At 66.8% G+C, this 26,418-nt stretch carries 23 protein-coding genes; 5 read left to right on the forward strand and 18 right to left on the reverse strand.

Annotated features, from left to right (window positions below):
- Window positions 1-3: 3 nt before the first annotated feature.
- The 14 genes from BCL79_RS00960 to BCL79_RS01025 all read right to left on the reverse strand — a co-directional run bounded on the left by BCL79_RS00960 (window position 4) and on the right by BCL79_RS01025 (window position 14,643).
- Window positions 4-1,245, reverse strand: a complete 1,242-nt coding sequence (locus BCL79_RS00960) for a flagellin (protein WP_121036754.1) — start codon at window positions 1,243-1,245, stop codon at window positions 4-6.
- Between the two features lie 72 nt (window positions 1,246-1,317).
- Window positions 1,318-2,541, reverse strand: coding sequence for a flagellin (locus tag BCL79_RS00965; RefSeq protein WP_121036755.1), 1,224 nt, complete (start codon window positions 2,539-2,541; stop codon window positions 1,318-1,320).
- 241 nt (window positions 2,542-2,782) lie between these two features.
- The gene (flgL, locus tag BCL79_RS00970) at window positions 2,783-3,985 is read right to left on the reverse strand and encodes a flagellar hook-associated protein FlgL (RefSeq protein ID WP_121036756.1); all 1,203 of its coding nucleotides are present in this window, start codon (window positions 3,983-3,985) and stop codon (window positions 2,783-2,785) included.
- Entirely contained in the window at window positions 3,982-5,862 is a 1,881-nt protein-coding gene (gene flgK / locus BCL79_RS00975; RefSeq protein ID WP_121036757.1) for a flagellar hook-associated protein FlgK, read from the reverse strand. The genes flgL and flgK overlap by 4 nt, the downstream gene beginning before the upstream one ends.
- Window positions 5,863-5,870: 8 nt before the next feature.
- The gene (gene flgJ / locus BCL79_RS00980) at window positions 5,871-7,085 is read right to left on the reverse strand and encodes a flagellar assembly peptidoglycan hydrolase FlgJ (RefSeq protein ID WP_121036758.1); all 1,215 of its coding nucleotides are present in this window, start codon (window positions 7,083-7,085) and stop codon (window positions 5,871-5,873) included.
- A 1-nt stretch (window position 7,086) separates the two neighbouring features.
- Window positions 7,087-8,175 carry a flagellar basal body P-ring protein FlgI gene (locus tag BCL79_RS00985; protein ID WP_121041040.1) on the reverse strand — a complete coding sequence of 363 codons (1,089 nt, stop codon included), beginning with the start codon at window positions 8,173-8,175 and terminating at the stop codon, window positions 7,087-7,089.
- A 157-nt stretch (window positions 8,176-8,332) separates the two neighbouring features.
- The gene (gene flgH, locus BCL79_RS00990; protein ID WP_121036759.1) at window positions 8,333-9,025 is read right to left on the reverse strand and encodes a flagellar basal body L-ring protein FlgH; all 693 of its coding nucleotides are present in this window, start codon (window positions 9,023-9,025) and stop codon (window positions 8,333-8,335) included.
- A gap of 22 nt (window positions 9,026-9,047) precedes the next feature.
- A complete protein-coding gene (flgG, locus tag BCL79_RS00995; RefSeq protein WP_102788470.1) occupies window positions 9,048-9,833 on the reverse strand; it encodes a flagellar basal-body rod protein FlgG in 786 nt (261 codons plus the stop codon).
- Window positions 9,834-9,938: 105 nt separating this feature from the next.
- Window positions 9,939-10,694 (reverse strand): flagellar basal body rod protein FlgF, encoded by a 756-nt coding sequence (locus BCL79_RS01000; protein ID WP_121036760.1) that lies wholly within the window; start codon window positions 10,692-10,694, stop codon window positions 9,939-9,941.
- Window positions 10,695-10,726: 32 nt separating this feature from the next.
- Window positions 10,727-11,950, reverse strand: a complete 1,224-nt coding sequence (flgE, locus tag BCL79_RS01005) for a flagellar hook protein FlgE (RefSeq protein ID WP_121036761.1) — start codon at window positions 11,948-11,950, stop codon at window positions 10,727-10,729.
- Between the two features lie 31 nt (window positions 11,951-11,981).
- The gene (locus BCL79_RS01010) at window positions 11,982-12,668 is read right to left on the reverse strand and encodes a flagellar hook capping FlgD N-terminal domain-containing protein (RefSeq protein WP_121036762.1); all 687 of its coding nucleotides are present in this window, start codon (window positions 12,666-12,668) and stop codon (window positions 11,982-11,984) included.
- 26 nt (window positions 12,669-12,694) lie between these two features.
- Complete coding sequence (gene flgC / locus BCL79_RS01015) at window positions 12,695-13,102, reverse strand: flagellar basal body rod protein FlgC (protein ID WP_088435081.1); 408 nt, start codon at window positions 13,100-13,102, stop codon at window positions 12,695-12,697.
- 3 nt (window positions 13,103-13,105) lie between these two features.
- Window positions 13,106-13,501: a flagellar basal body rod protein FlgB gene (gene flgB / locus BCL79_RS01020; protein ID WP_121036763.1), complete on the reverse strand. Its 396-nt coding sequence runs from the start codon at window positions 13,499-13,501 to the stop codon at window positions 13,106-13,108.
- Window positions 13,502-13,698: 197 nt separating this feature from the next.
- Window positions 13,699-14,643 carry a chemotaxis protein gene (locus tag BCL79_RS01025; protein ID WP_070471614.1) on the reverse strand — a complete coding sequence of 315 codons (945 nt, stop codon included), beginning with the start codon at window positions 14,641-14,643 and terminating at the stop codon, window positions 13,699-13,701.
- A gap of 105 nt (window positions 14,644-14,748) precedes the next feature.
- Between BCL79_RS01025 and flgA the strand changes: the two genes are divergently transcribed.
- The 4 genes from flgA to BCL79_RS01045 all read left to right on the forward strand — a co-directional run bounded on the left by flgA (window position 14,749) and on the right by BCL79_RS01045 (window position 17,451).
- Window positions 14,749-15,396 (forward strand): flagellar basal body P-ring formation chaperone FlgA, encoded by a 648-nt coding sequence (gene flgA / locus BCL79_RS01030; RefSeq protein ID WP_121036764.1) that lies wholly within the window; start codon window positions 14,749-14,751, stop codon window positions 15,394-15,396.
- A 109-nt stretch (window positions 15,397-15,505) separates the two neighbouring features.
- On the forward strand, window positions 15,506-15,808 hold the full coding sequence (gene flgM, locus BCL79_RS01035) for a flagellar biosynthesis anti-sigma factor FlgM (RefSeq protein WP_088435084.1): 303 nt from the start codon (window positions 15,506-15,508) through the stop codon (window positions 15,806-15,808).
- Between the two features lie 2 nt (window positions 15,809-15,810).
- The gene (locus BCL79_RS01040; protein ID WP_183073736.1) at window positions 15,811-16,143 is read left to right on the forward strand and encodes a flagellar protein FlgN; all 333 of its coding nucleotides are present in this window, start codon (window positions 15,811-15,813) and stop codon (window positions 16,141-16,143) included.
- Between the two features lie 84 nt (window positions 16,144-16,227).
- Complete coding sequence (locus tag BCL79_RS01045) at window positions 16,228-17,451, forward strand: ATP-binding protein (RefSeq protein WP_121041042.1); 1,224 nt, start codon at window positions 16,228-16,230, stop codon at window positions 17,449-17,451.
- A 54-nt stretch (window positions 17,452-17,505) separates the two neighbouring features.
- Here BCL79_RS01045 and BCL79_RS01050 read toward each other — a convergent pair whose 3' ends face one another.
- Together BCL79_RS01050 and BCL79_RS01055 are read right to left on the reverse strand one after the other, a co-directional pair.
- Window positions 17,506-19,263, reverse strand: coding sequence for an EAL domain-containing protein (locus tag BCL79_RS01050; protein WP_121036766.1), 1,758 nt, complete (start codon window positions 19,261-19,263; stop codon window positions 17,506-17,508).
- A 4-nt stretch (window positions 19,264-19,267) separates the two neighbouring features.
- Window positions 19,268-21,373: a PAS domain-containing sensor histidine kinase gene (locus tag BCL79_RS01055; protein ID WP_121036767.1), complete on the reverse strand. Its 2,106-nt coding sequence runs from the start codon at window positions 21,371-21,373 to the stop codon at window positions 19,268-19,270.
- Window positions 21,374-21,523: 150 nt separating this feature from the next.
- Between BCL79_RS01055 and BCL79_RS01060 the strand changes: the two genes are divergently transcribed.
- Window positions 21,524-24,310 carry a bifunctional diguanylate cyclase/phosphodiesterase gene (locus BCL79_RS01060; RefSeq protein ID WP_121036768.1) on the forward strand — a complete coding sequence of 929 codons (2,787 nt, stop codon included), beginning with the start codon at window positions 21,524-21,526 and terminating at the stop codon, window positions 24,308-24,310.
- A 396-nt stretch (window positions 24,311-24,706) separates the two neighbouring features.
- Here BCL79_RS01060 and BCL79_RS01065 read toward each other — a convergent pair whose 3' ends face one another.
- Window positions 24,707-25,003 carry a hypothetical protein gene (locus tag BCL79_RS01065; RefSeq protein WP_147433823.1) on the reverse strand — a complete coding sequence of 99 codons (297 nt, stop codon included), beginning with the start codon at window positions 25,001-25,003 and terminating at the stop codon, window positions 24,707-24,709.
- 99 nt (window positions 25,004-25,102) lie between these two features.
- Window positions 25,103-26,293 carry a methyl-accepting chemotaxis protein gene (locus tag BCL79_RS01070; RefSeq protein ID WP_121036770.1) on the reverse strand — a complete coding sequence of 397 codons (1,191 nt, stop codon included), beginning with the start codon at window positions 26,291-26,293 and terminating at the stop codon, window positions 25,103-25,105.
- Window positions 26,294-26,418 lie beyond the last annotated feature (125 nt).

A 26,418-nucleotide genomic window follows, 5' to 3' on the forward strand; every position in this document is an offset into this window, starting at 1 on the left:
GGATCAGCGCAGCAGGCTGAGCACGTTCTGCGGCACCTGGTTGGCCTGGGCCAGCATGGCCGTACCGGCCTGCTGCAGGATCTGGGTGCGGGTCAGCTCTGCGGTTTCCTTGGCGAAATCCGTGTCCTTGATGCGGCTACGCGACGCGGACAGGTTTTCGGTCGAGGTCTGCAGGTTGGCCACCACCGAGGTGAAGCGGTTCTGGATGGCGCCGAGGTCTGCACGGGTGCTATTGATCGATTCCAGTGCCTTGTCAACTACTTCCAGGGCGCGCTGGGCACCGACTACAGTGCCGATGTTCAGCGAGGACAAGTTGGCGGCGCTGTCGGTACCCGCGCCGATGTCAGCCGTGACGGCGAATGCGGTTGCAGTGCCGAGGTCGACCTTTGCGGCGGCGACGCCAGCAGTGTCTAGATCAACCTTGACCGAACTGAGGGTGATCACACCAGCAGTAGCTGCGCCGGTGGTGCTATTGACCGCCTGCGCTGCGTGCACGCCCGTCTCGCCGATCTTGGCATTGACTGCTGCGACGACAGCGTTAAGCGCATTCTGCACGGTAGCTGCAGCGGACTCGGTCGCGGCTGCGGTGGTATCCGGGTTGCTGCTAGTGCCCTGTTCGAAGGTGATAGTTCCGAGATCGATGTCGCCGATCTTGACGCCCTCGATCTTGCCGTCGGCCAAGGCTGTCGCCGCGGCCATGGTCAAGGTGCCGTCCGACGAGAAGGCGCCACTTCCGAGCGAGTCGGTCTTCGCGTTCACCACCTTGTCGATGGCAATTGCCTGGCCGGCGTTGGCGCCGACCTGGAACAGCTGACTCGAGAACGAGCCATCCAGCAGCTTGGTGCCGTTAAAGTCAGACTGCTTGGCCACACGGTCGATTTCACTGACCAGCTGGGTGACTTCAGCCTGCAGGGCCTTGCGGTCGCTGGCGGAATTGGTGGCGTTGGACGACTGGACCGACAGCTCACGGATACGCTGCAGGTTGTTGCCGATTTCGCTCAGCGAACCTTCGGCGACCTGGGCCAGCGAGATGCCGTCGTTGGCATTGCGGATGGCCACATCGGTACCGCGGATCTGGGTGCCGAAGCGCTCGGAGATCGCCAGGCCGGCGGCGTCGTCCTTGGCGCTGTTGATGCGCGAACCCGACGACAGGCGCTGGATGGTGGTGGCCAGGGAGCTGCCGCTGGTGCTCAGGTTACGCTGAGCATTCAACGACATCGTGTTGGTGTTGATGACTTGTGCCATGAGGAAGGGTCCTTGAGCAGTTGCACGTGAGTTGGGTTAGCCGCCCCTGACGTGCTTCAGGGGCGTCGCATGTCAGCGCTGCAACAGGCTGAGCACGTTCTGGGGAACCTGGTTGGCCTGGGCCAGCATGGCGGTGCCGGCCTGCTGCAGGATCTGGGTACGGGTCAGTTCCGCGGTTTCCTTGGCGAAATCGGTGTCGCGGATGCGGCTCCGCGAGGCCGACAGATTTTCCGAGGAGGTCTGCAGGTTGGCCACCACCGAGGTGAAGCGGTTCTGGATGGCGCCGAGGTCGGCGCGGACGCTGTTGACGGATTCCAGCGCCTTGTCGACGATTTCCAGAGCCTGCTGGGCGCCGGCAACGGTGTCGATCTTGATGTCAGAGACATGCGACGGACCGCCACCCGCGGCAGGCGTGTTCAAGGCGGCGGGAGGCGTCCCAGCGGAAGTAACGGCCACGTCGGCCACCTTGTTGTCTGCCTTGATCGAGGTCAGGGTAATGACACCAGGAGTGGCAACACCCGCCGCGTCGGTCTGTTGTGCAGCATGCAGACCGGTTTCACTCAACTTGCCGTTGATGGCCGCCATCATGGCCTTGGTGGCGTTTTCCTGATTCTTGGTCGCGGTCGCCGCTTGTTCCGCCGTGGTGCCGGCGGGGACGGTGTAGTCGAACTCGACATCGCCGATGCTGATCTCACCCACCATCACGCCTTCGATCTTTCCCGCTGCAGTGGTAACTGCTGCCGCGTTGAGCGTGATGCTGCCGGCGTCGACGAAGGTGGTGGCGCCCAAAGAGGTCGCCTTTGCATCCACGACGCTGTTGATCGCGATCGCCTGACCCGCATTCGCACCTACCTGGAACAGCTGGCTGGTGAAACTGCCGTCCAGCAGCTTGGTGCCGTTGAAGTCGGACTGCTTGGCCACGCGGTCGATTTCGCTGACCAGCTGGGTCACTTCGGCCTGCAGTGCCTTGCGGTCGCTGGCCGAGTTGGTGGCGTTGGAGGCCTGCACAGCCAGTTCACGGACGCGCTGCAGGTTGTTGCCGATCTCGCTCAGCGAACCTTCGGCGACCTGGGCCAGCGAGATGCCGTCATTGGCGTTGCGGATCGCGACATCGGTGCCGCGGATCTGGGTGCCGAAGCGCTCGGAGATTGCCAGGCCGGCGGCGTCGTCTTTTGCGCTGTTGATGCGCAGGCCCGACGACAGGCGCTGGATGGTGGTAGCGAGCGAGCTGCCGCTGGTGCTCAGGTTGCGCTGAGCGTTGAGCGACATCGTATTGGTGTTGATTACCTGTGCCATGGGTCGTCTCCCTTATTGGAATCCCGGTGGTGAATGGAACGAAGCGCCGCCGTTTTTTTGTTTTTGGCTGTGTGCTTCGCTGTTGCCAAATCAATAACGGCGCTTTGTCAACAACCTTTAGGCGGAGATTCACGCGGATCTGCAGGGGAGGCGGAGGCGGCCCGATTTCACGCCCCAAAACGAAAAAGGCCGCGATGCTCAAAGCATCGCGGCCTTCAGGCCAACCCGGGTTGCAGGGGGGTCAGCGGATCATGTTGAACAGCGACATCGACTGCATCTGCGAGAACAGCGTCTGGGCCGCCTGCAGGGCGGTCTTCTCCAGCTGGTACTGGCTCAGTGCATCGGCGTAGTCCAGGTCGCGCATCTGCGAGAGGGTGGTCTTGAGCGTGACGACGTTCGATTCCCGCATGTCCGAGGCGTTGTCCAGCGCCTTGAGCTGGGCGCCGCCGGCGGCGCGGGAGTCGATCATCCGCTCCGAGGCGCGGGCCACGTCGCGCAGGCCGCTCTGCAGCAGGTTCTGCTGGGCTGCCTGCTGGGCGGGGGTACCGGTATCCATCTTCAGTGCGCCGATCAGCGAATCCAGGGTGCCAAAGATGTCGCGGCTGGACGCGGGGCTGACCTCGACGATATCGCCCGCGGCGGGCGCACCTTCGATGTGAAGGCGCACGCCGTTGACCACCAGGTCGTCGCCGGTCTTGAGCGTGCCGCTGGACACTACGGCGCCACCGGCATCCAGCAGGTCATAGCTGTCGGCGCCAGTGAAGCGCACGCTGAAGCCTTCTCCATTCCAGCTGCCGTCGCTGTCGCGGGTGATGTTGGTCAGCACGGCGCTGCCGGTATTGCCGGGGCTGGCCTTGCCATTCACATGCCCGTCGCCGGTGACGATGCGCATGAAGATCTCGCTGCCGGGCAGGGCGTCCTTCACGTAGGTGTCCGGGCCAACCTCCACCTCGCGCTGGTTCTGGTCGCCGTTGTAGACGATGCGGCCATCCACCTGGCTGAAGGGCGGGCTGCCGTCATCCGTACCACCGAAGAGATAGCGGCCGGTACCGTCGGTACTGTTGGCCACCGCGAGCAGATTGCCGCGGATCGCTTCGATTTCCGTGACCATCGATTGCTTGTCGGCGGCGGCCAGGCCCGGGTTGTTGGCGTAGATGGTCAACTCGGTGATGCGGCCCATCATGTCGCCCACCTGGGCCAGCGCGTTTTCCTGCAGCCCCAGCCGGTTCTGCACGTTGCCGGCGTTGAGCTGCATGCGGTCCAGCGAAGCCAGGGTGCGGTCCAGGCCGACCGCGCTGCCGGCCGAGACCGGGTCGTCCTTGGCCGACACGATCTTGCTGCCGGTGGCGATCTGGCGCTCCAGATGGTTCATCTTCGCCTGCGAGGCGAGCATCAGGGACACCGACTGATTGAACATCATCCCGGTGGAAATGCGGTTGTTCATCGCGAGACGGCTCCGAGGATGGTCTGGAACATGTTGTCGGCAGTGGAGATCAGCTGCGAGGCGGCCTGGTAGGCCTGCTGCAGGCGGAGCATGTCCGAGGCCTCCTCATCCAGGTTCACGCCGGAGATCGAGTCGCGCGCGGCCTGGGCCTGGTCGGTGATCACCTGTTGCGCCATCAGCGAGTACTCCGCAGAGCGTGCGGCCGCGCCGACCTGGGTGGTCAGGCCGCCGAGCGCGCCGCTGAGCGTGACCGTGCCCGCATTGAAGGTCTTGGCCTGCTCGACCTTGGCCAGCAGCAAGGCATTGCTGTTGTCCGAGGAACCGGCCGGGGTCGGCCCGATGTTGAAGGTGTCGCCGGTCTTGGGCGCGCCGTCGAGGACAAAGCTCCAGCCGTTGGCGGTGATGGTCTGGCCGGCGGTGTAGGTGCTGGGGGGGCCGCCATCGATGGTGTATTCGGTGGCACTGATGAACACGATCGCCGCCGGATTACGCAGGGCGGCGTTGTCCGGGTCGGTCACCTTGACCCCGGTGAGCTTGCCGGTGCCGGTGTTCGCCATCGCGGCGGTGCCCTTGATCGGGGCGGCGGCGGCGATGCGCGAGGTATCGGTGATCGCCACGGCCATGCTGCCGGCCACGCCTGCGGTGGGCTGCAGCAGGAAGCGGTCGTCCTTGGCCGGCGTGCCGCTCATGACCAGCGCTACGCCGTTGAGTAACAGCGGGTCGGCTGCGGTGCCGGCGCCGGTCATCGGGATGGCGGCGCCGGTGTCGGCGCGGGTGGCCTGCCACTGGGTGCCATCGAACTTCATCACGATGTTCTGGCCGTCCAGCTTGGAGAGGTCGCCGAAGCTGGCGCTCATGCTGGCGGTGCCGACGTTGGCGCTGTTGGCGGTGATGCGTGGGTTGCCGATGGTGAAGAAGTCACCGCCCATGTTGCCGTACAGATCCGCGCCCTGGCGGTGGACGTCGTTGAAGCTGCTGGCCATGCCGATCGCCAGCTTGCCCAGTTCGGCCTGGGCCGGGGTCAGCACGGTGTCGCGGAACTCCAGCAGGCCACCGATCTGGCCACCGAGCGTCTTGCCCTCGATGGTGATCTTCTGGCCCTGGCTTTCCAGCGCCAGCTGCAGCCGCTCGGGCTGATAGGGATCGGTGACGGTGGTGACCTTGGAGGCCGTGGTGCCGACCACCAGCGCCTGGCCGCCGGCGGTGTAGACGTTCATCAGCCCGCCGTCCTGCATCACCGCGGTGCCGCCGGTGTAGCCGACCAGATTGGCGATCAGCTGGTCGCGGCGGTCGAGCAGATCCGGCGCGGCGGTCGCGGCATTGCCGCCGATCGACCCATTGAGCTGGGCAATCTCCTGGGCCAACCGGTTGATCTCGGTGGCGCCGGCGATCAGACCGTTGTTGACCTCGCCATTGAGGTTGTTGAGCTGGGTGTTGAGCTGCTGGAAGCGGTTGGCCAGGGTCTTGCCGCTGTCCAGCATGTTCTGCCGGTCGGCACTGCCGGAGGCATTGGAGGACAGCCCGCTGACCGAATCGAAGAAGTTGGACCACACCCCGGCGACGTTGGTCGCGGTGTCGGAGAACATCGCATCCACGCGATCGGCCATGGTCGAGAGCTGCTTCAGGCGCGCCAGTTCACCGCTGCCATCGAGCAGCCGCGAGATCGCCAGCTGGTCCGCCACCCGGCGGACGTCGGTGATGCGGGTGCCATTGCCCACGTCGCCGTACCCGTAGTTCTGCGGGTCGGCCGTGGCGAAGTCCACCTTCTGCCGGCTGTAGCCCGGGGTCTTGATGTTGGCGACGTTGTGGCTGGTGGTCGCCAGGGCCCGCTGGAAAGCGAGCAGGGCGCTGGTGCCGGTGGAGAGTACGCTGGACATGGATTACCTCAACGACGGATGACACCCAGCCCGGTCGGGCTGGCGGTGCTGGCAAAGGTGCGGCCCAGGCGCTCGCCGGCATCGCTCACCGCCGCGACGGCGCGCTCGATGGTCGGGCCGCCGGCGATCGCGGCGATCTTGGCCGCGTAGGTCGGGTCGGTGGCGTAGCCGGCGCGCTGCAGCCCCTGCGCGAAGCTGCGCACGTTGCTGCCGGCCTGGAGGGCGTTCTGGTAGCGCGGGCTGGTCTTCAGCAGGCGCACGTAGTCGGCGAAGCTCTCGCCGACCGAGTTGTAGGCGCGGAAGCTCGCCGTTTCGTTACGGCGCACGCCGTTGACGTATTCATGGGTGCCGCTGGTGGCACGTTCGCCCTGCCAGCCGTTGGCTTTGATCCCGAACAGATTGTGCGAGCTGTCGCCACCACTGCGCCGGACCAGCTTGCGGCCCCAGCCGGTTTCCAGTGCGGCCTGGGCGACCAGCGCCTTGGCATCCACGCCGAGTTCGCGTGCGGCCTGCTGGGCATGGCCCCAGATGCTGGCCACGAAGCCTTCCGGCGTGTGCGGGCCGAGCTCGGCGGCAGCCGTGTTGGCCGCCAGGGTATCGGCGGCGCTCGGGCCGGTGGCCGCAGTGCGGTTGACGCCGGTCCAGCGGTCATCGGCCATGGCCCAGTGGGCGCTGGCCGGATCGGTATCGGCGACTGCCGCGTAGGGATCGCTGCGGCCGATCGCCTCATGCATCTGGCTGCTTTCACGGCCGGCAATCAGGTCCAGGGCACGCTCCATCGGCTGCAGCACGGCCGACGGCTCACCACCGCCGAGCTGCTGCAGCAGGTCAACCTCGCGCGGCGCGGCCGGTGCGGTGCTGGCCGGCAGCGGCATGGCGGCGGCCGGTGCATTGAGCTGATAGGCACGCAGGGCGGCGGCCGGGTTGAGCGTGGTATCGACCGGCTTGGCCGTCTCGCCCTCGGCGCCACCCAGCTGGCGCGCGATCATGCTCGACAGCCCCAGGCCACGGCCGCGGGTCATCGCATCGGCGATCTTCTGGTCGTACATTTCGCGGAACATGGTGTTTTCGCCGGGGAACAGCGAATCGCCGAAGCTCGCTTCACGCATGCTCTTGATCAGCATCTGCGCGAACTGGCCTTCCAGCTGCCGGGCGACCTTGTCGACCTTGGCCGGGCTGTTGGGCTGGGCGGGATTGAGTTCCAGGGCCGGTTGAATGCGCATGTCAGATCACCTCGAGTTCGGCGCTGAGCGCGCCGGCCTGCTTGAGGGCTTCCAGGATGGCGATCAGATCGCCCGGGGCGGCGCCCACGGCGTTCACCGCGTGCACGATTTCATCCAGCGTGGTGCCGCCGCTGAACTTGAACATGCGGCTGCCATCGTTGGTCGCGGTGATGGTCGACTGGGGCGTGACCGCCGTCTGGCCGCCGCTGAACGCGCCCGGCTGGCTGACGTTGAGATTCTCGTTGATGGTCACCGTAAGCGAGCCGTGCGAGATCGCGGCCGCGCCGACGCGGACCTGCGCACCGATCACCACGGTGCCGGTCCGCGAATTGACCACCACCTTGGCCGGCGCACTGCCGGGAGTGAGTTCCAGGTTTTCGATACGAGCCAGCAGACCGATGCGTGCGCCCGGATCAGAGGGTGCGTTGACCGCAACGGTGACGCCATCGATCGCGCGGGCGGCGCCTTCACCGAACGCATTGTTCAATGCCGAGACCATCCGCGAGACGGTGGTGAAGTCGTTCTTGTGCAGGTTCAGGGTGATGTCGCCACCACCGCTGAACACGTCCGGCAATGCACGTTCGACGGTCGCGCCGTTCGGAATGCGGCCGACGCTGGGCACGTTGACCGAGACGCGCGAGCCATCCTTGCCCTGCACGCCGAAGCCGCCGACGATCAGGTTGCCCTGGGCGATCGCATAGACCTGACCATCGGCACCGCGCAGCGGCGCCATCAGCAGCGAGCCGCCGCGCAGCGAGACCGCGTTGCCCACCGAGGAAACGGTGATGTCGATCGGCTGGCCGGGCTTGGCGAACGGCGGCAGTTCGGCATGGATCGCCACGGCCGCCACGTTCTTCAGCTGAGGATTGACGTTCGCGGGCACGTTCACGCCGAGTTCGCCGAGCAGATTCTTCAGGCTCTGCACGGTGAAGGGGGCCTGGCTGGTGCGGTCGCCGCTGCCATCCAGGCCAACCACCAGGCCGTAGCCGACCAGCGCATTGCCGCGCACGCCGCCGACCTGGGCCAGGTCCTTGATGCGCTCGGCGGAAGCAGGCGCAGCCAGCGCGAACACGGCCAGCAGCGCCACGATGGCGCGTGTCGTGTAGCGCGACGCCGCGCCCCATGACCAGAGGGCGCCGGTCGGCTCGAGGCGTCGCCACGCGCCCGGATCTGACCGCGCCGCCTCTGGGCACGCTTCGGCGCTTCGCTGACGGCAAATGAGGGAAAGGAAGAAAGTCATGTCAGGCTCAGTACGGCGCCAGCGCCGAGTTGAAGAAGCGGCTCAACCAGCCCATCGCATTGGATTGGGCGATCGCACCGCGGCCGCCGTAGACGATGCGGGCATCGGCAACACGGCTGGAAGGAATGGTGTTGTCCGGGAAGATGTCCGCCGCGCGTACGATGCCCTGCACCTGCACCAGCTCATCGCCGCGGTTCAAGCGCAGGTTCTTGGCGCCCTGTACCACCAGGTTGCCGTTGGGCAGGCGCTGGATCACCGTGACGGTCACGCTGCCCTGCAGGCGGTTGCTCTGCGCGCTGGTGCCCTTGCCGGTGAAATCGCGCGAGCCGGCGGCGCTGGCACTGAGGATGTCCTTGCCGCCCAGCGTGACCGGGGCACCGAAGATCGTCGGCGTGCCGATGCTCAGCTCTGACTCTTTCGAGGTGGAGGTGTTGGCGGTGGTCTGCGCGGTGGTGCTCTCGGTCAGGGTGATCGTGAGAAGGTCACCGACATCGCGGGCGCGCCGGTCCGAGTACAGCTGCAGGCCCGGGCCGGCAGCGTAGATTGCCCCGGCCGTGGCCTGGGCCGAGGGCGGCATGATCGGTTCGACCGGCGCCATGGCCGGGTAGGGCCGGACATCGCCGGCGATCACGCAGCCACTCAGGGTGGAGACGATGACGGCGGCGGCGAGCAGGCGGAGGGTAGGGGCAAGACGCGACATGGCAGGTTCCCGGGTCGACCGATCAGACGTTCTGGTTGAGATAGCCGAGCATCGCGTCGGTGGTGGAGATCGCTTTGGCGTTCATTTCGTAGGCGCGCTGGGTTTCGATCATCGAGACCAGTTCTTCCACCACGTTGACGTTGCTGCCTTCCAGCGCACCCTGCACCACGGTGCCCAGGCCGTTGAGGCCGGGGTTGCCGTTCTGCGCCGGGCCGGAGGCGGTGGTTTCCAGGAACAGGTTTTCACCGCGGGCCTGCAGGCCCGCCGGATTGACGAAGTCGGTCAGGGTCAGCGCGCCGATTTCCACCGAGGCGGCGTCGTCGGCCATCTTCACGCTGATGGTGCCGTCGGTGCCGATGGTGAGCGACTGCGCGCCTTCCGGAATCTGGATGCCCGGCTGCACCGGGTAGCCGCTGTTGGTGACCAGCTCGCCATCCTGGTTGCGCTGGAACGAGCCATCGCGGGTATAGGCCGAAGAACCATCCGGCATCTGCACTTCAAAGAAGCCGCGGCCGTTGACCATCACATCCAGCGCGCGGCCGGTCTGCTGCTGGCTGCCCTGCTCGAAGTTCTTGGAGGTGGCGACCACGCGCACACCGGTGCCCAGCTGCAGGCCCGAGGGCAACTGCGTCTGCGCCGAGGAAGCGCCGCCGGGCTGGCGGACCTGCTGGTACAGCAGATCTTCAAAGCTGGCACGGTCCTGCTTGAAACCGGTGGTGTTGGTGTTGGCGAGGTTGTTGGAAACCACCGACATGCGCGTCTGCTGCGCATCCAGTCCGGTCTTGGCGATCCACAATGCCTGGTTCATGGCGTCATTCCTGTGTTGTAGCGGATGGCCGCGTGGTGCGGCCCTTGCGAAGGGCAATGCATGGCGCGTGCCAGAACCGCGCCGGGATTACGTCACCGGCGATGGTCAGCCGCCCAGGCGCAGCAGGCTGTTGGCGCTGCGGGCGTTGTCGTCGCCGTGCTTGATCACCTTCACCTGCATTTCGTACTGGCGCTGCAGCTGGATCATCTGCACCAGCGCACCGGCGGCATCCACATTGCTGCCTTCCAGCTGGCCGCTTTCCAGCGACTTGCCCTGGGCCTGCACGAACGGCTGCTGCGGATCGGTGTTGCGCATCAGCCCGTCCAGGCCACGCTCCAGCCGTGCGTCGTCGGCCTGCACCACGCGGATGCGACCAACGTTGGCCATCGTCTGCGGGCCTTCGCCCAGCGGAATGATCGAGATCGTGCCGTCGTTGCCGATGTCCATCGCCTGGTGCGGAGGGATCGCGATCGGATTGCTGTTCTCATCCAGCACCGGATGGCCGCCGGCGGTCACCAGCTGGCCATTGGGCGTGATCGAGAGCGCCGCACCCCGGGTATACGCCTCACCGGCATTGGCGCCGGGTGCTTGCACGGCCAGCCAGTTGCCGGCCTGCAGCGACAGATCCAGCGGGTTGCCGGTGATCTGCTGGGCGCCCATGCGCCGGTTGAAGCCGGCGTCCACGTGCAGGGCATCCACGCGCGAGGCGTAGCCGGTCCCCTTGATCGGGAAGGCCTCGGTGTTGGCGAGCGCCTCCTTGAAGCCGGGGGTGTCGGTGTTGGCCAGGTTGTGCGAGAGCGTGCCCTGCGCCTGCAGGGAAGCGCGTGCACCGGTCATCGCGACGTAGAGTGCCTTGTCCATCGGTGTAATCCCGTGTTGCGGTCAGTGGCTCATCAACGCAGGTTGATGATGGTCTGGGTGATCTGGTCCTGCGTGGAGACCATCTGCGAGTTGGCCTGGAAGTTGCGCTGGGCAGTGATCATGTTGACCAGCTGCTCGGTCAGGTCGACCGTGGAGGCTTCCAGCGAACCGGCCTGGATCTTGCCCAGGTTGGAGCTGTCCGGCGAACCGGTGCGCGGGGTGCCGGAGGCGAAACTCTCCACCCACAGGTTGTTGCCCTTGGCTTCCAGGCCCTGTGCGTTGTTGAAGGTGGTCAGTGCGACCTGGCCCAGCGGCTTGTCATCGCCATTGGAGTAGCGCGCGTAGACGATGCCTTCCTCGGAGACGGTGATCTCGTTGAGCTTGCCGGCCGCGTAGCCGTCCTGCTGGGTGTTGCGCAGCGCGAACTTCTCGCCGTACTGGGTGGAGCCGCTGAGGTTCAGCGACATCGACAGCACGCCGGCGCCGGTGGTCGGGGTGAACGGATCCATGACGATCTGGCCGTTGGTCGGCTCGGTCAGCGCGCCGCTGTCGGAGAACTTCAGCAGCGTCGGCGTACCGGCGGCCTTGCCGTCCACGTAGTTGTAGACCTGCCATTCGTTCGGGTTTTCGGTCTTCACGAAGTACGAGGTCTGGGTGTGGCTCACGCCCAGCGAGTCGTACACGGTGATGCCGCCGGTGGAGTGGCTGTAGCTGTTGGAATCGGTCGGGTCGAAGGTACCAACCGTCGGTTCCTTGGCGTTGGCCGGCAGGGTGAAGCTGACATCGACCTTGCCGGTCTGCTTGGGCGGGCTGTCGGTGGTCAGCAGCTGCAGATCGGTCAGGCGGCCGGCATCGAAGTTGGTGCCGTCGGCATTGGGCGCGAACACCTGCAGGCGCGCGCCCTGCGGGTTGGTCACGTAGCCGGCCTGGTCGGTCTGGAAGTTGCCGGCGCGCGAGTACACGCGGGCACCGTTCATGGTCAGGGTGAAGAAGCCCTCGCCGGAAATGGCCATATCCAGGCTGCGCCCGGTCTGTTCGTTGTTGCCCTGCGAGAACTGCTGGGCGACGTTGGTCAGGCGCACGCCCGAGCCGACCGCGTTCTTGGACAGGCCATAGCTGGTGGCCGAGAACAGATCGGCGAACTCGGCGCGCGACTGCTTGAAGCCGGTGGTGTTGACGTTGGCGATGTTGTTCGCCGTGACGTTCAGATCGGCATTGGCTGCGTTGATGCCGGACAACGAGACGTTGAAGCCCATGGGATGCTCCTGTGGATGCGGGTAAGGCGGCTCAGCTGATGCGGAGCACGTAGTCGATCGGGGCCGTGCCCAGACCCTTGAGGTTGAGGTACAGGCCGTCCGTGCCGACCGTGACGCTCTCCACCGGGGCCTGCACGTAGGTGTTGAGCTTGGTCTTGGTGCCGGCGGTATCGGTATGCGAGGCGGCGATGGTGTAGGTGCCTTCGGCCATGCGGTTGCCGTTGGCGTCCTTGCCGTCCCAGTCGAAGGTGACTTCGCCGGAGGCCTTGGCTTCCACGCTGATCTGGTTGACCTTGACGCCGTTGGCATCGGTGATGTCCACCGTCACGAAGCCGGCGCCGGGGGCGGCGACCATGCCGGTGACATCGCCGTCCTTCTCCAGCGCGAGCTTCTCCGACGGCACCAGCACTTCGTGGCCGACCAGGGCCGCGCCGCGCAGGATCTGGTCGCTGGACATCGAATCCTGGAAGCCCTTGACCGTGTTGTTGAGGTCGGTGATGCCCTGGACCTGCGACAGCTGCGCCATCTGCGCGACCATCTGGGTGTTGTCCATCGGCTTGAGCGGATCCTGGTGACGCAGCTGCTCGGTCATCAGGCGCATGAAATCGGCCTGGTCCAGGGTGCTCTTTTTCTTGCTGGTGTCGCTGTTGGGCGCGTTCAGGCCCAGCGCGCTGTAGATGTCGCTGCTGTTCTGGCCAACGCCGTTGGTGCTGCTCATGGGAGGGGATTCCTGCGGTAAGAGGGTCAGCGACCCATGGTCAGCGTGGCCAGTGCCAGTTCCTTGGCGGTGGTCAGCATCTCCACGCCGGCCTGGTAATTGCGCGAGGTCGAGATCAGGTTGACCATCTGCGCGACCGGGTCCACGTCGGGCTGGTAGATGTAGCCATCGGCATCGGCCAGCGGGTGGCCCGGCTCGTAGCGCTGGATCGGCGCGGCGTTGCTCTGGCTGATTTCCTTGACCTGCACCGTGGTGATGTTCGGGTCGGTGCGGCTGGTCACCGACTGGAAGATCGGCTCCAGCGGCTTGTAGACCGCATCGGCCGAACCGGCGACGGTGTCGGCGTTGGAGAGATTGGAGGCGATGGTGCTCATGCGCACGGACTGCGCCTGCAGCGCGGAACCGGCGATATCGAAAATGGGCAGATTGCTCATGGCTTATTGCCCCGTGATCGCGGTGAGCATGGAGCGCACCTTGGATTCGACGAAGCTCAGCGAGGCGCGGTACTCCAGCGCGGCGCGGCCGTAGGCGGCACGCTCGGCATCCGGGTCGACGGTGTTGCCGTCGATGCTCGGCTGCACGCCTTCCTTGGCGATCTGGAACGGGTTCAACCCGCCGCCGATCTCATAGTGTTTTTCACTGGTGGTCTTCAGCAGGCCGTTGCCATCCAGCCCTTGGGCGTTGCGCAGGGCGGCATCGAAGCCCAGGTCCTGGGCCTTGTACCCGGGGGTGTCGGCATTGCTCAGGTTGCTGGCGATCAGCTTCATCCGCTGCTCGCGCAACGGCATGGCCTGGGCATGGACACCCAGATAGTTCGAAATCAGATTGGGCATGACGCACTCCCACGGGACGATGCCTGGGGCAGTGCAAGCGGCGTGCCAGAGGGGCGCCAGAGGGGAGGGGCCGGTGCCCGGCGGCATCATTCACGCCGGGAAAATCCACCGACCCGCAGGGCCGGGTAGATCCACGCCATGCGTGGATGCCGTCAACCCACCGGAGGAAGGGCGCCGACACCAGGGCCGGCCGCCCCTTACGCCGCCATTGCGACCTTGCGCAGGCGGTCCAGCAGGAAGTCCGCCAGCTCATGCGGGGAGTACTTGGCCACGAAGGCGTTCGCGCCGACCCGTTCGACCATCGCGTTGTTGAACACGCCCGACAAGGACGTGTGCAGCAGCACGTACAGGCCGGCCAGACCCGGGTGACGCCGGATTTCCGTCGTCAGGGTGTAACCATCCATCGCCGGCATCTCGATATCGGAGATCACCATGGCGTAGCGCTCGGCCGGGTTTTCGCCCGAGGCGTGGATCTGCAGCAGGTGGTCCAGCGCCTGCTTGCCGTCCGAAAGCAGGGTCGCCCCGACCCCCAGCTGGTCCAGCACGCTGCGGATCTGCTGGCGGGCCACGCGCGAATCGTCCACCACCAGCACCTGCATCGGCGGGGCATCGGGAGGCAAGGCCATGGAGGGGTCCAGCACCGCTTCGCCACGGATCTCGGCGATGTCGGCCAGCACGCTTTCCACGTCGATCACCTGGATAAGCTCACCCTGGAAGCGGGTCACCGCCGTCAGGTAGCTAGATTCGGCGCCCAGTTCCGGTGGCGGGTGGATGTCTTCCACCGCGATGTTGACGATGCGTTCCACACCGCTGACCAGGAAGCCCTGGATGGAGCGGTTGAACTCGGTCACCACCAGGTAGCCCGGCGCCTTGTCGGCATCGGGCTCACGCTCGGGATGTCCGATCGCCAGGCCCAGGTCCAGCACCGGCACCGAGCGGCCACGCACATCGGCCACACCGGCGAACTGGCTGGGCAGCCCGGGCACCTGGAACAGATCCGGGCGCCGCAGGACTTCCTGCACCTTGAACACATTCACGCCAAAAAGCTGACGTCCCCCCAGCCGGAACAGCAGCAGGGCCAGACGATTGTGGCCGGCCAGGCGCGTACGCTGGTCGATGCGGTTGAGCAGGTCATGAGACATGGGCTTGGTATCGGCGGGAGCCGCGGTGACTTGAGCGCCGCGTAGAGGGCGGTTCGGCATGGGGCTTGCATCGTGCTGCGCATGTTCCTTGCCCATGGAGTGCCCATGCGATCTCTTGTCTTTGCCGCGCTGCTGCTGGCGGCGCCCGCCTGGGCGGCCGGTGGTTGGCAGCCGGTGGATAGCATCCGCCAGGCCGCGCTCGGCACCTTGCCGGCCGGCAGCGAGGGCGACACCACCCTGGATTCGGCGCTGCGCCTGCCTGCCTGCGGTCAGCCGCTGGCGGCCCAGCCGACCGGCACCAGTACCGTGGAAGTCAGCTGCCCGGATGCAGGCGGCTGGCGCCTGTTCGTGCCGGTAAAGGTGCGTCGCAACCAGACCGTGCTGATCCTCAATCGGGGCGTGGCCGCTGGAGAAACCCTGTCGGCGGCCGATATCACTACTGGCCAGCGTGATGCGGCCCGGATCGCCGGCGCTGCATTGGCCGATCCGGCCGCCGCCGTCGGCCGCGTGGCGCGCAGGACCCTCAGTGCTGGCAGTCTGATCTCGGCCAATGACCTGGTCGCGCAGCGGCTGGTGCGCCGGGGCGACAGTGTCGCGCTGGTGTCGCGGCGGGGCGGGGTGGAGGTCCGGGTGGCCGGGCGCGCCATGGCCGATGCCGGCGAGAATGAGCGGGTCTCGGTCGAGAACCTGTCGTCCCGCAAGATCGTGCAAGGCACCGTCGCAGCCAGCGGTGACGTTTTAGTGACGCGCTGAACACGATTGTGAATACGGGCCACATTTCCCGTAAAACCTGCAATATTCCCCTAAAGATGGCGCCCGACCGGCCGTTATCCCTTGTGAACCGCATTCCCAGGACAACTCCATGAGCCAGAAAATCGACGGCAACCTGCAGGCCACCGCCCATCTGCGCAGCGTCGCTCCCGGCAACAAGCCGAGCGTCAGCACCGATGCCCCGGCCCGCCCGGTGGAAGCCGCTGACAGCCTGCGCCTGACCGGCGAAGCCACCAGCCTGCAGGCGATGCAGCGCGAACTGTCCACGGCTCCGGCGATCGACGCGGCCCGTGTCCAGGCCGTGCGCGACTCGCTGCAGAACGGCACCTACAAGATCAATCCCGACGCGATCGCCTCGCGCATGCTTGAGCTGGACCAGCAGCTGCAGGGATGAAGCTGGCGATGAGCGAGCCGCTGCAGCGCCTCAGCGATGCCTTGGACGTCGAACGCCAGGCATTGGTCGAGCATGACGTGCAGGCCCTGATCCGCGCGACCGGCGCCAAGCTGGAGGCGTTGCGGGCACTCGAAGCCGCGCTGCCGCTTGGCCAGGCCGAGCGTGTGCAGGAACTGGCAGAGCGCAACCGTGCCAACGGCGTACTGCTTTCACGGCGCCGCCGCGAGGTCAACTGGGCATTGCGCCAGCTCGGCCGCAGCGAAGATGCCGCGTCGTACGATGCCAAGGGCCAGTCGCACACGCTCAACACCCGGCGGCCGCTCGCGGTCGCCTGATCTCCCCATCTGGCGGCCCCAGGCTGCCGATGTGAACGTCACCGCGTATATTGAGCGCCTGTTTCCCGCCGCCTCGATGTGACCGTGACCGTAACTTCCGCCCTTGTCACCGCCCCGTTGCCCCCGCATCCGGTCCTGCTTGCCCTGTTTGAACGGATCAAGGAGGGCGTGCTGCTGTTCCGCGAGGATGGCAGCGTGGCCCTGGCCAATGCCGCCGTCAGCGAGATCCTCGGCCAGGCCGAGCGCGATGCCGAACTGACCCCAGCGCAATGGCTGCGCCAGTTGCTGCCACCGGATGCGCTGGAACAGGCGCGCCTCAACGGCCACTGGAACGGCAGCCTGCCGGTCGGCGAGCGCATGGTCATCGCCCATGTCTACCATCACGACGATGGCGGCCAGCGACACTATCTGGCCTTGTTCCGCCGCATCGAAGGCCAAGAGGATTACGAGCGCGAGCTGCAGCAGCGCCATGCCGAACTGCGCCAGGCGTACCTGCGCCTCAACGGCACCCAGGAAAAGCTGCTGCAGTCGGAGAAGATGGCCTCGATCGGCCAGCTCGCCGCTGGTGTGGCGCACGAGATCAACAACCCGATTGGTTATGTGCACTCCAACCTCGGCAGCCTGCAGGAATACCTGCGCAGCCTGTTCACCGTGATCGAAGCCTACGAGCGCGCCCTGCGAGCACCAGATCCGAAGGCGTTGATCCCGGAAATCGATGACATCCGCCAACGCTTCGACATCGATTTCATCAGCCGCGATCTGCCGCAGCTGATGGCCGAATCACGCGAGGGCATCGAGCGGGTGACCCGGATCGTACGCGATCTGAAGGACTTCTCGTATTCTGGCCGGGATGAGTCGTGGAAGCTGGTGGACCTGCACGCGGGCCTGGAATCCACGATCAACATCATCTGGAACGAGCTCAAATACAAGGTGACCCTGCACCGCGAGTTTGGCCAGCTGCCGCTGGTGGAGTGCCTGCCGTCGGAGTTGAACCAGGTGTACATGAACCTGCTGCTCAACGCCGGCCACGCCATTGCCGACCGCGGCACGATCCATGTGCGCACCGGCGTGGACGGCGACACGGTCTGGGTGGAGTTCGAAGACACCGGCGGCGGCATCTCGCCGGACCTGCGCCAGCGCATCTTCGATCCGTTCTTCACCACCAAGCCGGTCGGCAGCGGCACCGGGCTGGGGCTGTCGATCTCCTACAGCATCATCAACAAGCACCATGGCCGCATCGATCTGGAGAGCACGCCGGGCGTGGGCTCCAAGTTCCGGCTGGTGCTGCCGATCAAGCAGCCGCGCTGAGCCGGCAGCGGTCGCGCCGGCCGCTGGCCCGCAGTCGCGGGCTTTCAGGCAGCCTCAATCCGCGTCGACTGCCGGCAGCGCTGGCGCCGGTGCCGTGTTCGCCCGGCGCTGCTCCTCATGCGTGCGGAATGCCTGGTGGATGTGCTTGCGCAGCTCATCATCGTTCCACGGCTTGGTCAGGAACCGGTAGATCGCGCCACGGTTGATCGCGTCGGTCACGGTGTTGAGGTCGGTGTAGCCGGACAGCACCAGGCGGATCGTATCCGGGTAGAGCATCTTCACCCGGCCCAGGAACTCGGTGCCGCTCATGTCGCTCATGCGCTGATCGGACAGGATCACCTGCACGTCGTTGATGGCCAGTAGATCAAAGGCATCGCGCACGTTGCCGGCAGCCAGGATGCGGTAACCGTCGCGGCGGAACAGGCGCACCAGCGAACGCAGCACGTTTTCTTCGTCGTCCAGCAGCAGCAGCGTGCGGTCAGGACGGGTTTCTGCGAAGGCCTCCGGACGCAGGTAACGGCGGCGCAGGGTCATGCCGGCGGCATCGGCCGACATCGGCTCACCGAACAGATAGCCCTGGAACACATCGCAGTCGTTGCGGCGCAGGAAGCCGAGCTGGGCCTGCGATTCCACGCCGTTGGCGATCACGGTCATGCCCAGCTGGTGGCCCATGGCTATGATCGCGCGGGCGATCGCGGCCTCGCGGTTGCCGGCCGGCGCGCTCTTGATGAAGCTGCGGTCGATCTTGAGCTTGTCCACCGGATACCGGACCAGCGCGCTGAGGCTGGAATCACCGGTGCCGAAGTTGTCCAGGCTCAGGCTGATGCCTTCGTTGCGCAGGTTGACCAGCGTCTCGTGGACGAAGTTGACGTTGTTGGTCAGCGCGCTTTCGTTGATCTCCAGCGTGAGCATGTGCGCCGGCACGCCGGCGGCCTGCAGCAGCGACATCACCTCGGCGAAGAAGTTCGGGCGCAGCAGCTGCAGCGTGGACACGTTCACCGCGATGGTGAAATCGTCGAAGCCCTGGTCGCGCCACAGCTTGGCCTGTTTGAGCGCGCCTTCCAGCACCCAGGTGCCGATCTGCACGATGATGCCCAGGCGTTCGGCGGTGCGCATGAAGCGCTCCGGCACCAGCATGCCCAGCGTGGGCGATTGCCAGCGCAGCAGTGCTTCCATGCCGACCACGTGGCCGTCGCGGGCGCTGACCAGCGGCTGGTAACGCAGCTTGAGCTCGCCATTGGGGATCGCGTCGACAATCTGGCGCGCGATGATGCTCTCGCTGTGCGCGCTGGACGGCGTATCCACGGCGTGGATGCGCACCGCATTGCCGCCTTCGCGGGCGGCCTGGTACAGCGCGTCTTCGGCGTGGTCGAGCAGGCGCGAGACACCGGTGGCGTGCTCCGGGCACAGGCTCACGCCCAGCTTGCCGGTCATGAACAGCGTGTACGGCAGCACCGACAGCGGCAGCTCCAGTTGCTGGCGGATTTCCTCGGCCAGGTCCTCGGGCAGTGGCATGTCGGCCGTACGCGGCACGGCCAGCAGGAATTCATCGCTGCCGTGGCGCCACAGCTTGCCGCGCCCGCGCAGGTGGTGCTGCAGGCGCTGGGCGACCAGCACCAGCGCCTGGTCGCCGACCTCGGCGCTCATGTTCTCGTTGACCGAAGCGAAGTGGTCGATATCCACGTGCATCAGCATCAGCGGCGTGCCGCCGGAGGCGGCCTCGGTCACCATCGCCTGCAGTTCGGGGTTGCCGGCGCCCAGGCGGGGCGGGGCGTCCTCGATGCTGACCAGGGGCAGAGAAGGGTTCCACATGAGCTCAGTGTTCCAGGGTGTCGTGAGCCGTCGCGCCGGTGGCGCGGTACGGCAGGTAAAGGTCGATCAGGGTACCGGCGCCGTGCGCCGATTCGATGCGCAATGTGCCACCCACGCTCTGCGCGCGCTCGCGCATCACGATCAGTCCCAGCCCGCGCGGGCCGTCCGGGTCGAAGCCCTCGCCGTCGTCGCGCACCTGCAGGTGCAGGCCGTGGTCGTCCACATCGCGCAGGTGCAGGTTGACCTGGCTGGCGCGGGCATGGCGCAGCACGTTGGTCAGGCTTTCCTGTGCGATGCGGAAGCACGCCTGTTCGATGTCGCCGGCCGGGCGCCGGGGCAGGGACTGGATGTCCGGCAGCAGTTCGATCGCCGCCGAGCGGAACAGCACGCCGGCCTGCCAGCGCAGCGCCGCTTCCAGACCCAGCGCATCCAGCTGCGGGGGGCGCAGCAGGGTGGAAATGTCGCGCAGCTTGCCGACGGTCGCATCGGCCAGCTGGATGATCTGGGCCAGGTCTTCATCGCGGCGGGCGGCGTCCTGCTCGTCCTGGGCGGCGTAGGCAGACAGTTTCATCGCGGTGATCGCCTGGCCGATATCGTCGTGCAGATCGCGCGAGATCGCCCGGCGCTCGTCCTCCTGCAGCGAAAACAGCCGCCCGGCCATCGCCTGCAGCTCACGGTTGCTGGTTTCCAGCGCCTCGCGGATGCGCTCGGGCTCGCTGAGGTCGCGCACGATCAACAGCTTGCAGTTGCGCCCGCCGTAGCGCACATCGCCAACGGCCAGGCCGGCCTGGAACGCCTGGCCGTTGAAGCGGCGCATGCCGATCACTTCGCCAGCCCCCGCGCTCTGCAGGGGCAACTGGGCGAACAACTGCGCCCGCACCCGGGGCAGGTCGTCGTCGGTGACGAGCGCGGCCAGCGGCTCGCCGAGCAGGGTGTTGTGGCCGTAGCCGAACTGGGTGGCCGCGCAGGCATTGGCGTACAGCACGTGCTCCTCGGACAGGATCACCACGCCATCAGGCAGTACCCGCACCAGCTCGCGGAACTGTTCTTCGCGCTCACGCAGCAGGCGGCGCGACTGCTCGCGTTCGGTGACGTCCTGCAGGGTGCCCAGCACGCGCGGGCGGCCGGCGTCGTCCTGGCCGCTCTCAGCGCGCAGGTGCACCATCAGGGCGCGCCCGTCCATCGCCAGCAGCGGCAGCAGCACATCGATCTGCACGGGCTCGCCGGAGCTCATTTCCTGCAACAGCTGTTCGCTGAGCGCCGCCGTGGCCGGATCGGCCGGCACCAGCAGCTCATCGAACCGGTGCCAGCGCCGGGCTTCGGGTGCGCGCCGCCCGAGCAGGCGATACACCTGATTGGCGTAGCGGCCCAGGCCGGTGGCCGGATCGATCTCCCATGCGCCGATGCGCGCCATCTCGTGCGCTTCTTCCACCCGGGCCAGCGCCTGGTCGCGGCGCAACAAAGCCTGGTCTTCGCGGGTGCGGTCGATCGCGATCAACAGACGCGCGCGGCGGCCGCCGTAATCGATGAAGTTGCTGCGCATTTCCATGCGCCGGGTGCTGCCGTCGCTCAGGCGCAGATCGGCGGTGATCACGCACAATTGCTCGGGATTGGCGCGGATGTGATCCAGCTTGGCCTCCAGCATGGCCTCGTGGCCGGGCGGCCACAGCGCGGTGATCAGCATCGCGGTGAAGGTCTCGCGGCTGAAGCCGAAGAAGCTGGCCGCGGCCGGGTTGACGTCCAGGATGGCCAGCGACTCCAGATCGTAGACCAGGATCGGACCGGGATTGCCTTCGAACATCTGCCGGTGGCGCGTTTCCGAATTCTCCAGCCGCGCGTGGGTGTGCAGCACGTGCTGGGCCAGCGGGCGCAGCAGCAGATAGATCAGTGCCGCGCTGGCGACCACGAAGAACGTGCCCTTGAGGGTCTGCCACTGCGCGGCCGTCTGCAGATCCGAGGCCACCACCTTGACCGCCGCGTCGCTGCTCAGGATCCACACCATGGCCAGTACCAGGTAGGCCACGACCACACGCCAGCGGTCCCGGCGCAGATCGCGTGCCAGCGGGGTCTCGGCAGCGGGTTCGGAAGGGCCTGGCAGGTGGGTCGACATGGGGCAGGGCGGGGCCAATCGGACAAGGCGAGTGTCATCTTACCTGCCCCGGGCGAGGATGCAGGACGCCAGGGAACTCAATAAACCGCAATCTCCGCCGTTAACGATTGCGTTCCCCGGTTGTCGGGTGCGTTATCGGAGTTACAGGGCGTGGACCAAGGGATTATCGCGAGTCTGCTGCAGCACCCATTGGCCTCGGCGCTGGTGATCCTCGACCGTGCCGGTCGCCCGATCGCTGCCAACCCGGCCGCGCGTGAGCATGGCCTGCCTGCAACGGTCGCCGCCTACGGGGAGGTGCTGGAAGACCTGCGCCTGCTCGCCGCAGATGGCGGGCTGGTGCCCTGCCAGCTTCCCGGCGGGCCCGGTGGTCGTTTCGATGGCTGGATGCGCGCCGTGCACGATCCGGATGGGCACCTGCTGGCCTTCACCCTGAGCGTGCCCGAGCCGGTCGCCGCCTACGCGGGCAGCCGCTGGGAGGTGGCCCTGGATCATGCCGGGCATGGGATGTGGGATTGGGATCTGCCCAGTGACAGCGTGCGCCGCTCTCGGCGCTGGGACGGCCAGCCCATCGAGGAGTCACACAGTCACGCCGAAGGTGTCAGCGCGCTGCTGGAGAACGTCCACCCGGACGATCAGCCAGCGGTGCGTGTGGCGATGGATGCCCACCTGCGCGGCGATAGCGAGGCCTATACCACCCAGTTCCGTGCCCGCCACCCCAACGGGGAGTGGCGCTGGGTGCTGGACCGCGGCCGCGTGGTCACCCGCACGGCCGACGGCCAGCCGCTGCGCATGGTCGGTACCCACACCGACATCCAGGCCCAGAAGCAGATGGAAGCCCAGCTGCGCGAGCAGCAGGTGCACCTGCGCGAAGCCCAGCGGATCGCCAGCATGGGCAGTTGGTCGTGGGATCCGGAGGCGCGCCAGTTCTGGTGGTCGCCCGAGTTCCGGGCGCTGCTGGAGACCGGTGACGCACCGCTGCACGGCCGCCGCCACTGGCTGCGTCAGCTGGAGCCGCACTCCCGCGGCCGGCTGCGTGGCGCCTGGCGCCGGATGTGGCGCGATGGCGCGGCCACCACGCTGGAGCTGGAGCTGATCCGTGACAACGGCGGCGCGCTGCACCTGCGCGTGTGGATGCAGCCGTTGATCGGGCCGGACGGGCGGATCCAGCGCCTGCTCGGCCAGGTCCAGAACATCACCGAACAACACCAGACCGATGCGCTGATCCGCTGGCGCACCGAGCTGCTCAACCGCGTCTCCGCGCTGGGCCGCATCGGCGGCTGCGAGATCGAGGTGGGCACCCGCCACATGCAGTGGACCGAGGAGTGCTACCGCATCCACGGCCTGCGCAAAGAGCCGATCAGCCTGGACCAGGCGCTGAGCCTGTACACCCAGGACTCGCGCGACGCCTTCGAGGCCGCGCTGCTGCGGATCGCCGAAGGCGGGCTGCCCGAGCAGCTGGACCTGTGTTTCTACCGGCAGTCCGGGCTGCGCATCTGGGTGCAGGTGCTGATCGAACTGGACCGCCGCGACGGCCTGCCGACCCGCTTCGTGGTGCTGTTCCGTGACATCACCCGCGAGCGCGAAGCCAACGAGCGCATCGAGCTGCTGGCGCATTACGACCTGCTCACCGGCCTGCCGAACCGGATGCTGCTGCGCGAGCAGACCGCCGACGCCATCGAGGTGGCGCGCGATCGTGGTAGCCCGCTGGCGATGCTGTTCATCGATCTGGATGGCTTCAAGACCATCAACGACACCTTCGGCCACGCCACCGGCGATGCGCTGCTCAAGGCGGCCGCCTCGCGCCTGCACCAGAGCCTGCGCAACAACGACCTGTTCGGCCGTTTCAGCGGCGACGAGTTCATCGTGGTGCTGCGCGACCTGGCCGCCCCGGAAGATGCCGGGCATGTGGCACGCAAGCTGATCGCCTCGCTGGCCGAACCACTGCACCGCGGCGAGAGCACGCTGAAGGTCGGCGCCAGCGTCGGCATCGCGATGCTCGACGACAGCCGCCAGGATTTCGAATCGCTGCTGCGCGCTGCCGATGCGGCGATGTACGCGGCCAAGGAAGCCGGGCGCAACACGTACCAGTATTACAGCCAGGACGCGCTGGCCAAGATCCAGCGCAAGCTGGAGATCGAGCACGCGCTGCTTGGCGCGATCGAACGCGAAGAGTTCACCCTGGCCTACCAGCCCCTGATGCATGCCGAGAACGACCAGCCCCCGGCGATCGAAGCGCTGCTGCGCTGGCATCGCCCCGGCATCGGCTACTGCAGCCCGGCCGAGTTCATCCCGATTGCCGAAAAGTGCGGCGAGATCGTCCGGATTGGCGACTGGGTGCTGGCCGAAGCCTGCCGCCAAGCCGCCGCGTGGGATGCTGCCGGCCTGGAGTTCGACCGCGTGGCGGTGAACGTTTCAGCCGTGCAGCTGCGCGACCGCGGCTTTGCCGAGCGCGTGATCGACATCTGCCACGCCCACGGCTGGCCGCCGCAGCGCCTCGAACTGGAGCTGACCGAGTCCGCCCTGATCCGTGACACCGAGGTGCTGCGTCATTGCTTCGATGTGCTGGAGCGCCACGGCGTGCCGCTGGCGGTCGACGATTTCGGCACCGGTTTCTCGAACCTGCATTATCTCAACCGCTTCCCGGTCGGCCGCCTCAAGATCGACCGCAGCTTCGTGCAGGGCATGCTGCACGATGCCGGCACCGCCGAAGTCACCCAGGCGATCGTGCACCTGGGCCACGCGCTGGGCATGAAGGTCGTGGCCGAAGGCGTGGAGACCGAGCAGGAAGAGGCGATGCTGCGCCGCCAGGGCTGCGATGAGATTCAGGGCTACCTGTACTCGCGGCCGCTGGCGCCGCGTGATCTGGCGCTGTGGTTGAAGCTGGGCACCCAGACGCCGCCACGCGAGAGTTATGCGGCGGTGACGCAAAGCGTTTGAGGGCGGCCGACGTCGCCCTGTGCGGGGCTGCCCGCCTGACCTGACACGGTGCGTCAGGCGGGGGTGCCAACGGCGTCGCCAGCCTCACATCCATTGAACGCGGCAAAGCGGTGGAGCGCCCACCTGCAATCGACCCTCCCCGCGGCGGGCCTTGCAGTCGATCCTCGCCACCAACGTGTCTCACAACGGGATGGGCAGGCAGCAATAGCCGAGCGTACGTTTACGTTCGGCTGTGCAGCATTCGATCCGGTAGTAGTCGCGCATCGGCAGGCTCACGCCAGGCAAGGCGGGAGGATATCCATGTTGAATGCCTTTCGCGGATCCGCGACGGAGCAATTGTGCGCCGGCAACTGCGTCGATACAGGCGGATCGGGGGGCGTGGCGGATGCCGCGCCTTCAGCGCGCAGCAGCACCAAGATCATCACCGCTCAAGCCCAGATCCCAGGCCAGGCCGGCGAGGGCAGGGTCGATCGCGGGTGGCAGTGCGGCAAGGGCGGGCGAGGGTCGCTTGACCAGCTGCGCCAGCTCCTGCTGGGCAAGCTGCTCCAGCCGGGCGATCAGGGCGCGGCCCTGCAGTGGCGTTGCCGCAGCGGCAGGTGCGGCAGCGAGCGTGACGGCGTCACTGCCCGGCACCGCCGGCTCCAGCTCGGCGGGGACAACAGATGCAACGGACAGCATGGACGCGTTCAACATCAGGTAATCATCTGCAGCCAAGGCGGGTAGTGCAAGCACAACGGCCCCGGGGTAAACCGGGGCCGAAGGGTGTGCCGGGAGGGGCACGGTACCGCTGGATCAGAACAGCTCGACCGCGCCGGCCGCCATGCTCTGCTGGGCGACGGCCTTGTGCGGCGGGCGCTCCCACTCGGTGCGCATGTCGCGCAGGCGGGTGCCGGTGCGCTGCAGGGCGGTCACGACTTCTTCGTCGAACACGCCGCCACTGCGGTGCAGCAGTTCCTGCAGGGCCACCGCTTCGCGGTTGATCGCGGTCAGGCGATCCAGGTGGGTGTGCACGCCGCCCAGGGCCTGGGTGGCGATGTCCTCGAACTGCAGGGCACGCACGGCTTCGGCGACGCTGCTGTCGATGGCGCGGCCGCACTCGGAGATCTCGCGCATGCCGTCACCCAGCGAGGCGTTGATCTGGGCCACGTTGTCCAGCATCTGCGCCGCTTCATGGCGCGCTTCGCGGGAGCGGTCCATATCGCGCGAGGCCATGTGCGAGACGGTCTCGCGCACCTTGGCGATGGCGTCCTTGGAGCTGTGCGCCAGCTTGCGGATCTGCTCGTTGAAGGTGGTGGAGCGCTCGGACAGGTTGCGGACTTCATCGGCGACCACCGCGAAACCGCGGCCGGCTTCACCGGCACGCGCGGCCTCAATGGCAGCGTTCAGGGCCAGCAGGTTGGTCTGGTCGGCAATCGACTTGACGTCTTCCAGCAGCGCGAAGATGCCATCCAGGTGCTGCGCCATCTGGTCGATGTGCTGCACGGTGGTGCTGCTCTGGCCACTGACCTGCTCCAGCGCCTCGACCAGCTGCTCCATGCGGTGGCTGGCATGCTGGGCGAAACGGGCCACGTCGACGCCGGCGCCACCTTCGTCACCGGCGCGGTCGACGATGCGGGCCAGGGCCTGGCTCTGCTGGCGCGACTTGCGGTTCATGGCATCGAAGCTGCTGCCCAGGCCACCGACCGCATGACGGATCAGATCGCGGGCACGTTCGACTTCGCCACGCGAGCCCTCGATTTCGTTGCCGACAAACGAGCGCAGCTCGGTCAGCAACTGGTCCTGCTCGCGCAGGATGCGGGCCTGCTCAGGCGAACGCTGGGTCTGGGCGCGGGCGCTCCACCAGGCAAACCCGAGCCAGCTGAGCGTCATCGTGCTCAGGATCGCCCAACGCAGGGCGGCTGGCCACTCGAAGCCGATGGCAAAGGGAAGCAGAAGGGTCAGGACCAGGGGGGCGGCCAGACGAATGAAGAGGCGTGAGTACATGGACGTTCTCGGGGAGGTGCACGGATGCTGTATCGGCCGTACCCCGGTTTGCTTTAGCCGTCCTCATGATTTTTCCGCCCGTCGATAGCCACTTGCCTCGATCCAAGGGGCACAACGCTGGGCCG

The sequence above is a fragment of the Stenotrophomonas rhizophila genome, from assembly GCF_003651185.1.
Lineage (GTDB): Bacteria > Pseudomonadota > Gammaproteobacteria > Xanthomonadales > Xanthomonadaceae > Stenotrophomonas > Stenotrophomonas maltophilia_Z.

Bases quoted from the DNA above. Each gene is read 5' to 3' on its own strand.
- BCL79_RS00960 (WP_121036754.1), bottom strand. From the start codon at position 1,245: ATGGCACAAGTCATCAACACCAACACGATGTCGTTGAATGCTCAGCGT.
- BCL79_RS00965 (WP_121036755.1), bottom strand. From the start codon at position 2,541: ATGGCACAGGTAATCAACACCAATACGATGTCGCTCAACGCTCAGCGC.
- flgL (WP_121036756.1), bottom strand. From the start codon at position 3,985: ATGAACAACCGCATTTCCACCGGGATGATGTTCAATCAGTCGGTGTCC.
- flgK (WP_121036757.1), bottom strand. From the start codon at position 5,862: ATGTCCAGCGTACTCTCCACCGGCACCAGCGCCCTGCTCGCTTTCCAG.
- flgJ (WP_121036758.1), bottom strand. From the start codon at position 7,085: ATGCGCATTCAACCGGCCCTGGAACTCAATCCCGCCCAGCCCAACAGC.
- flgH (WP_121036759.1), bottom strand. From the start codon at position 9,025: ATGTCGCGTCTTGCCCCTACCCTCCGCCTGCTCGCCGCCGCCGTCATC.
- flgG (WP_102788470.1), bottom strand. From the start codon at position 9,833: ATGAACCAGGCATTGTGGATCGCCAAGACCGGACTGGATGCGCAGCAG.
- BCL79_RS01000 (WP_121036760.1), bottom strand. From the start codon at position 10,694: ATGGACAAGGCACTCTACGTCGCGATGACCGGTGCACGCGCTTCCCTG.
- flgE (WP_121036761.1), bottom strand. From the start codon at position 11,950: ATGGGCTTCAACGTCTCGTTGTCCGGCATCAACGCAGCCAATGCCGAT.
- BCL79_RS01010 (WP_121036762.1), bottom strand. From the start codon at position 12,668: ATGAGCAGCACCAACGGCGTTGGCCAGAACAGCAGCGACATCTACAGC.
- flgC (WP_088435081.1), bottom strand. From the start codon at position 13,102: ATGAGCAATCTGCCCATTTTCGATATCGCCGGTTCCGCGCTGCAGGCG.
- flgB (WP_121036763.1), bottom strand. From the start codon at position 13,501: ATGCCCAATCTGATTTCGAACTATCTGGGTGTCCATGCCCAGGCCATG.
- BCL79_RS01025 (WP_070471614.1), bottom strand. From the start codon at position 14,643: ATGTCTCATGACCTGCTCAACCGCATCGACCAGCGTACGCGCCTGGCC.
- flgA (WP_121036764.1), top strand. From the start codon at position 14,749: ATGCGATCTCTTGTCTTTGCCGCGCTGCTGCTGGCGGCGCCCGCCTGG.
- flgM (WP_088435084.1), top strand. From the start codon at position 15,506: ATGAGCCAGAAAATCGACGGCAACCTGCAGGCCACCGCCCATCTGCGC.
- BCL79_RS01050 (WP_121036766.1), bottom strand. From the start codon at position 19,263: ATGTGGAACCCTTCTCTGCCCCTGGTCAGCATCGAGGACGCCCCGCCC.
- BCL79_RS01055 (WP_121036767.1), bottom strand. From the start codon at position 21,373: ATGTCGACCCACCTGCCAGGCCCTTCCGAACCCGCTGCCGAGACCCCG.
- BCL79_RS01065 (WP_147433823.1), bottom strand. From the start codon at position 25,003: ATGTTGAACGCGTCCATGCTGTCCGTTGCATCTGTTGTCCCCGCCGAG.
- BCL79_RS01070 (WP_121036770.1), bottom strand. From the start codon at position 26,293: ATGTACTCACGCCTCTTCATTCGTCTGGCCGCCCCCCTGGTCCTGACC.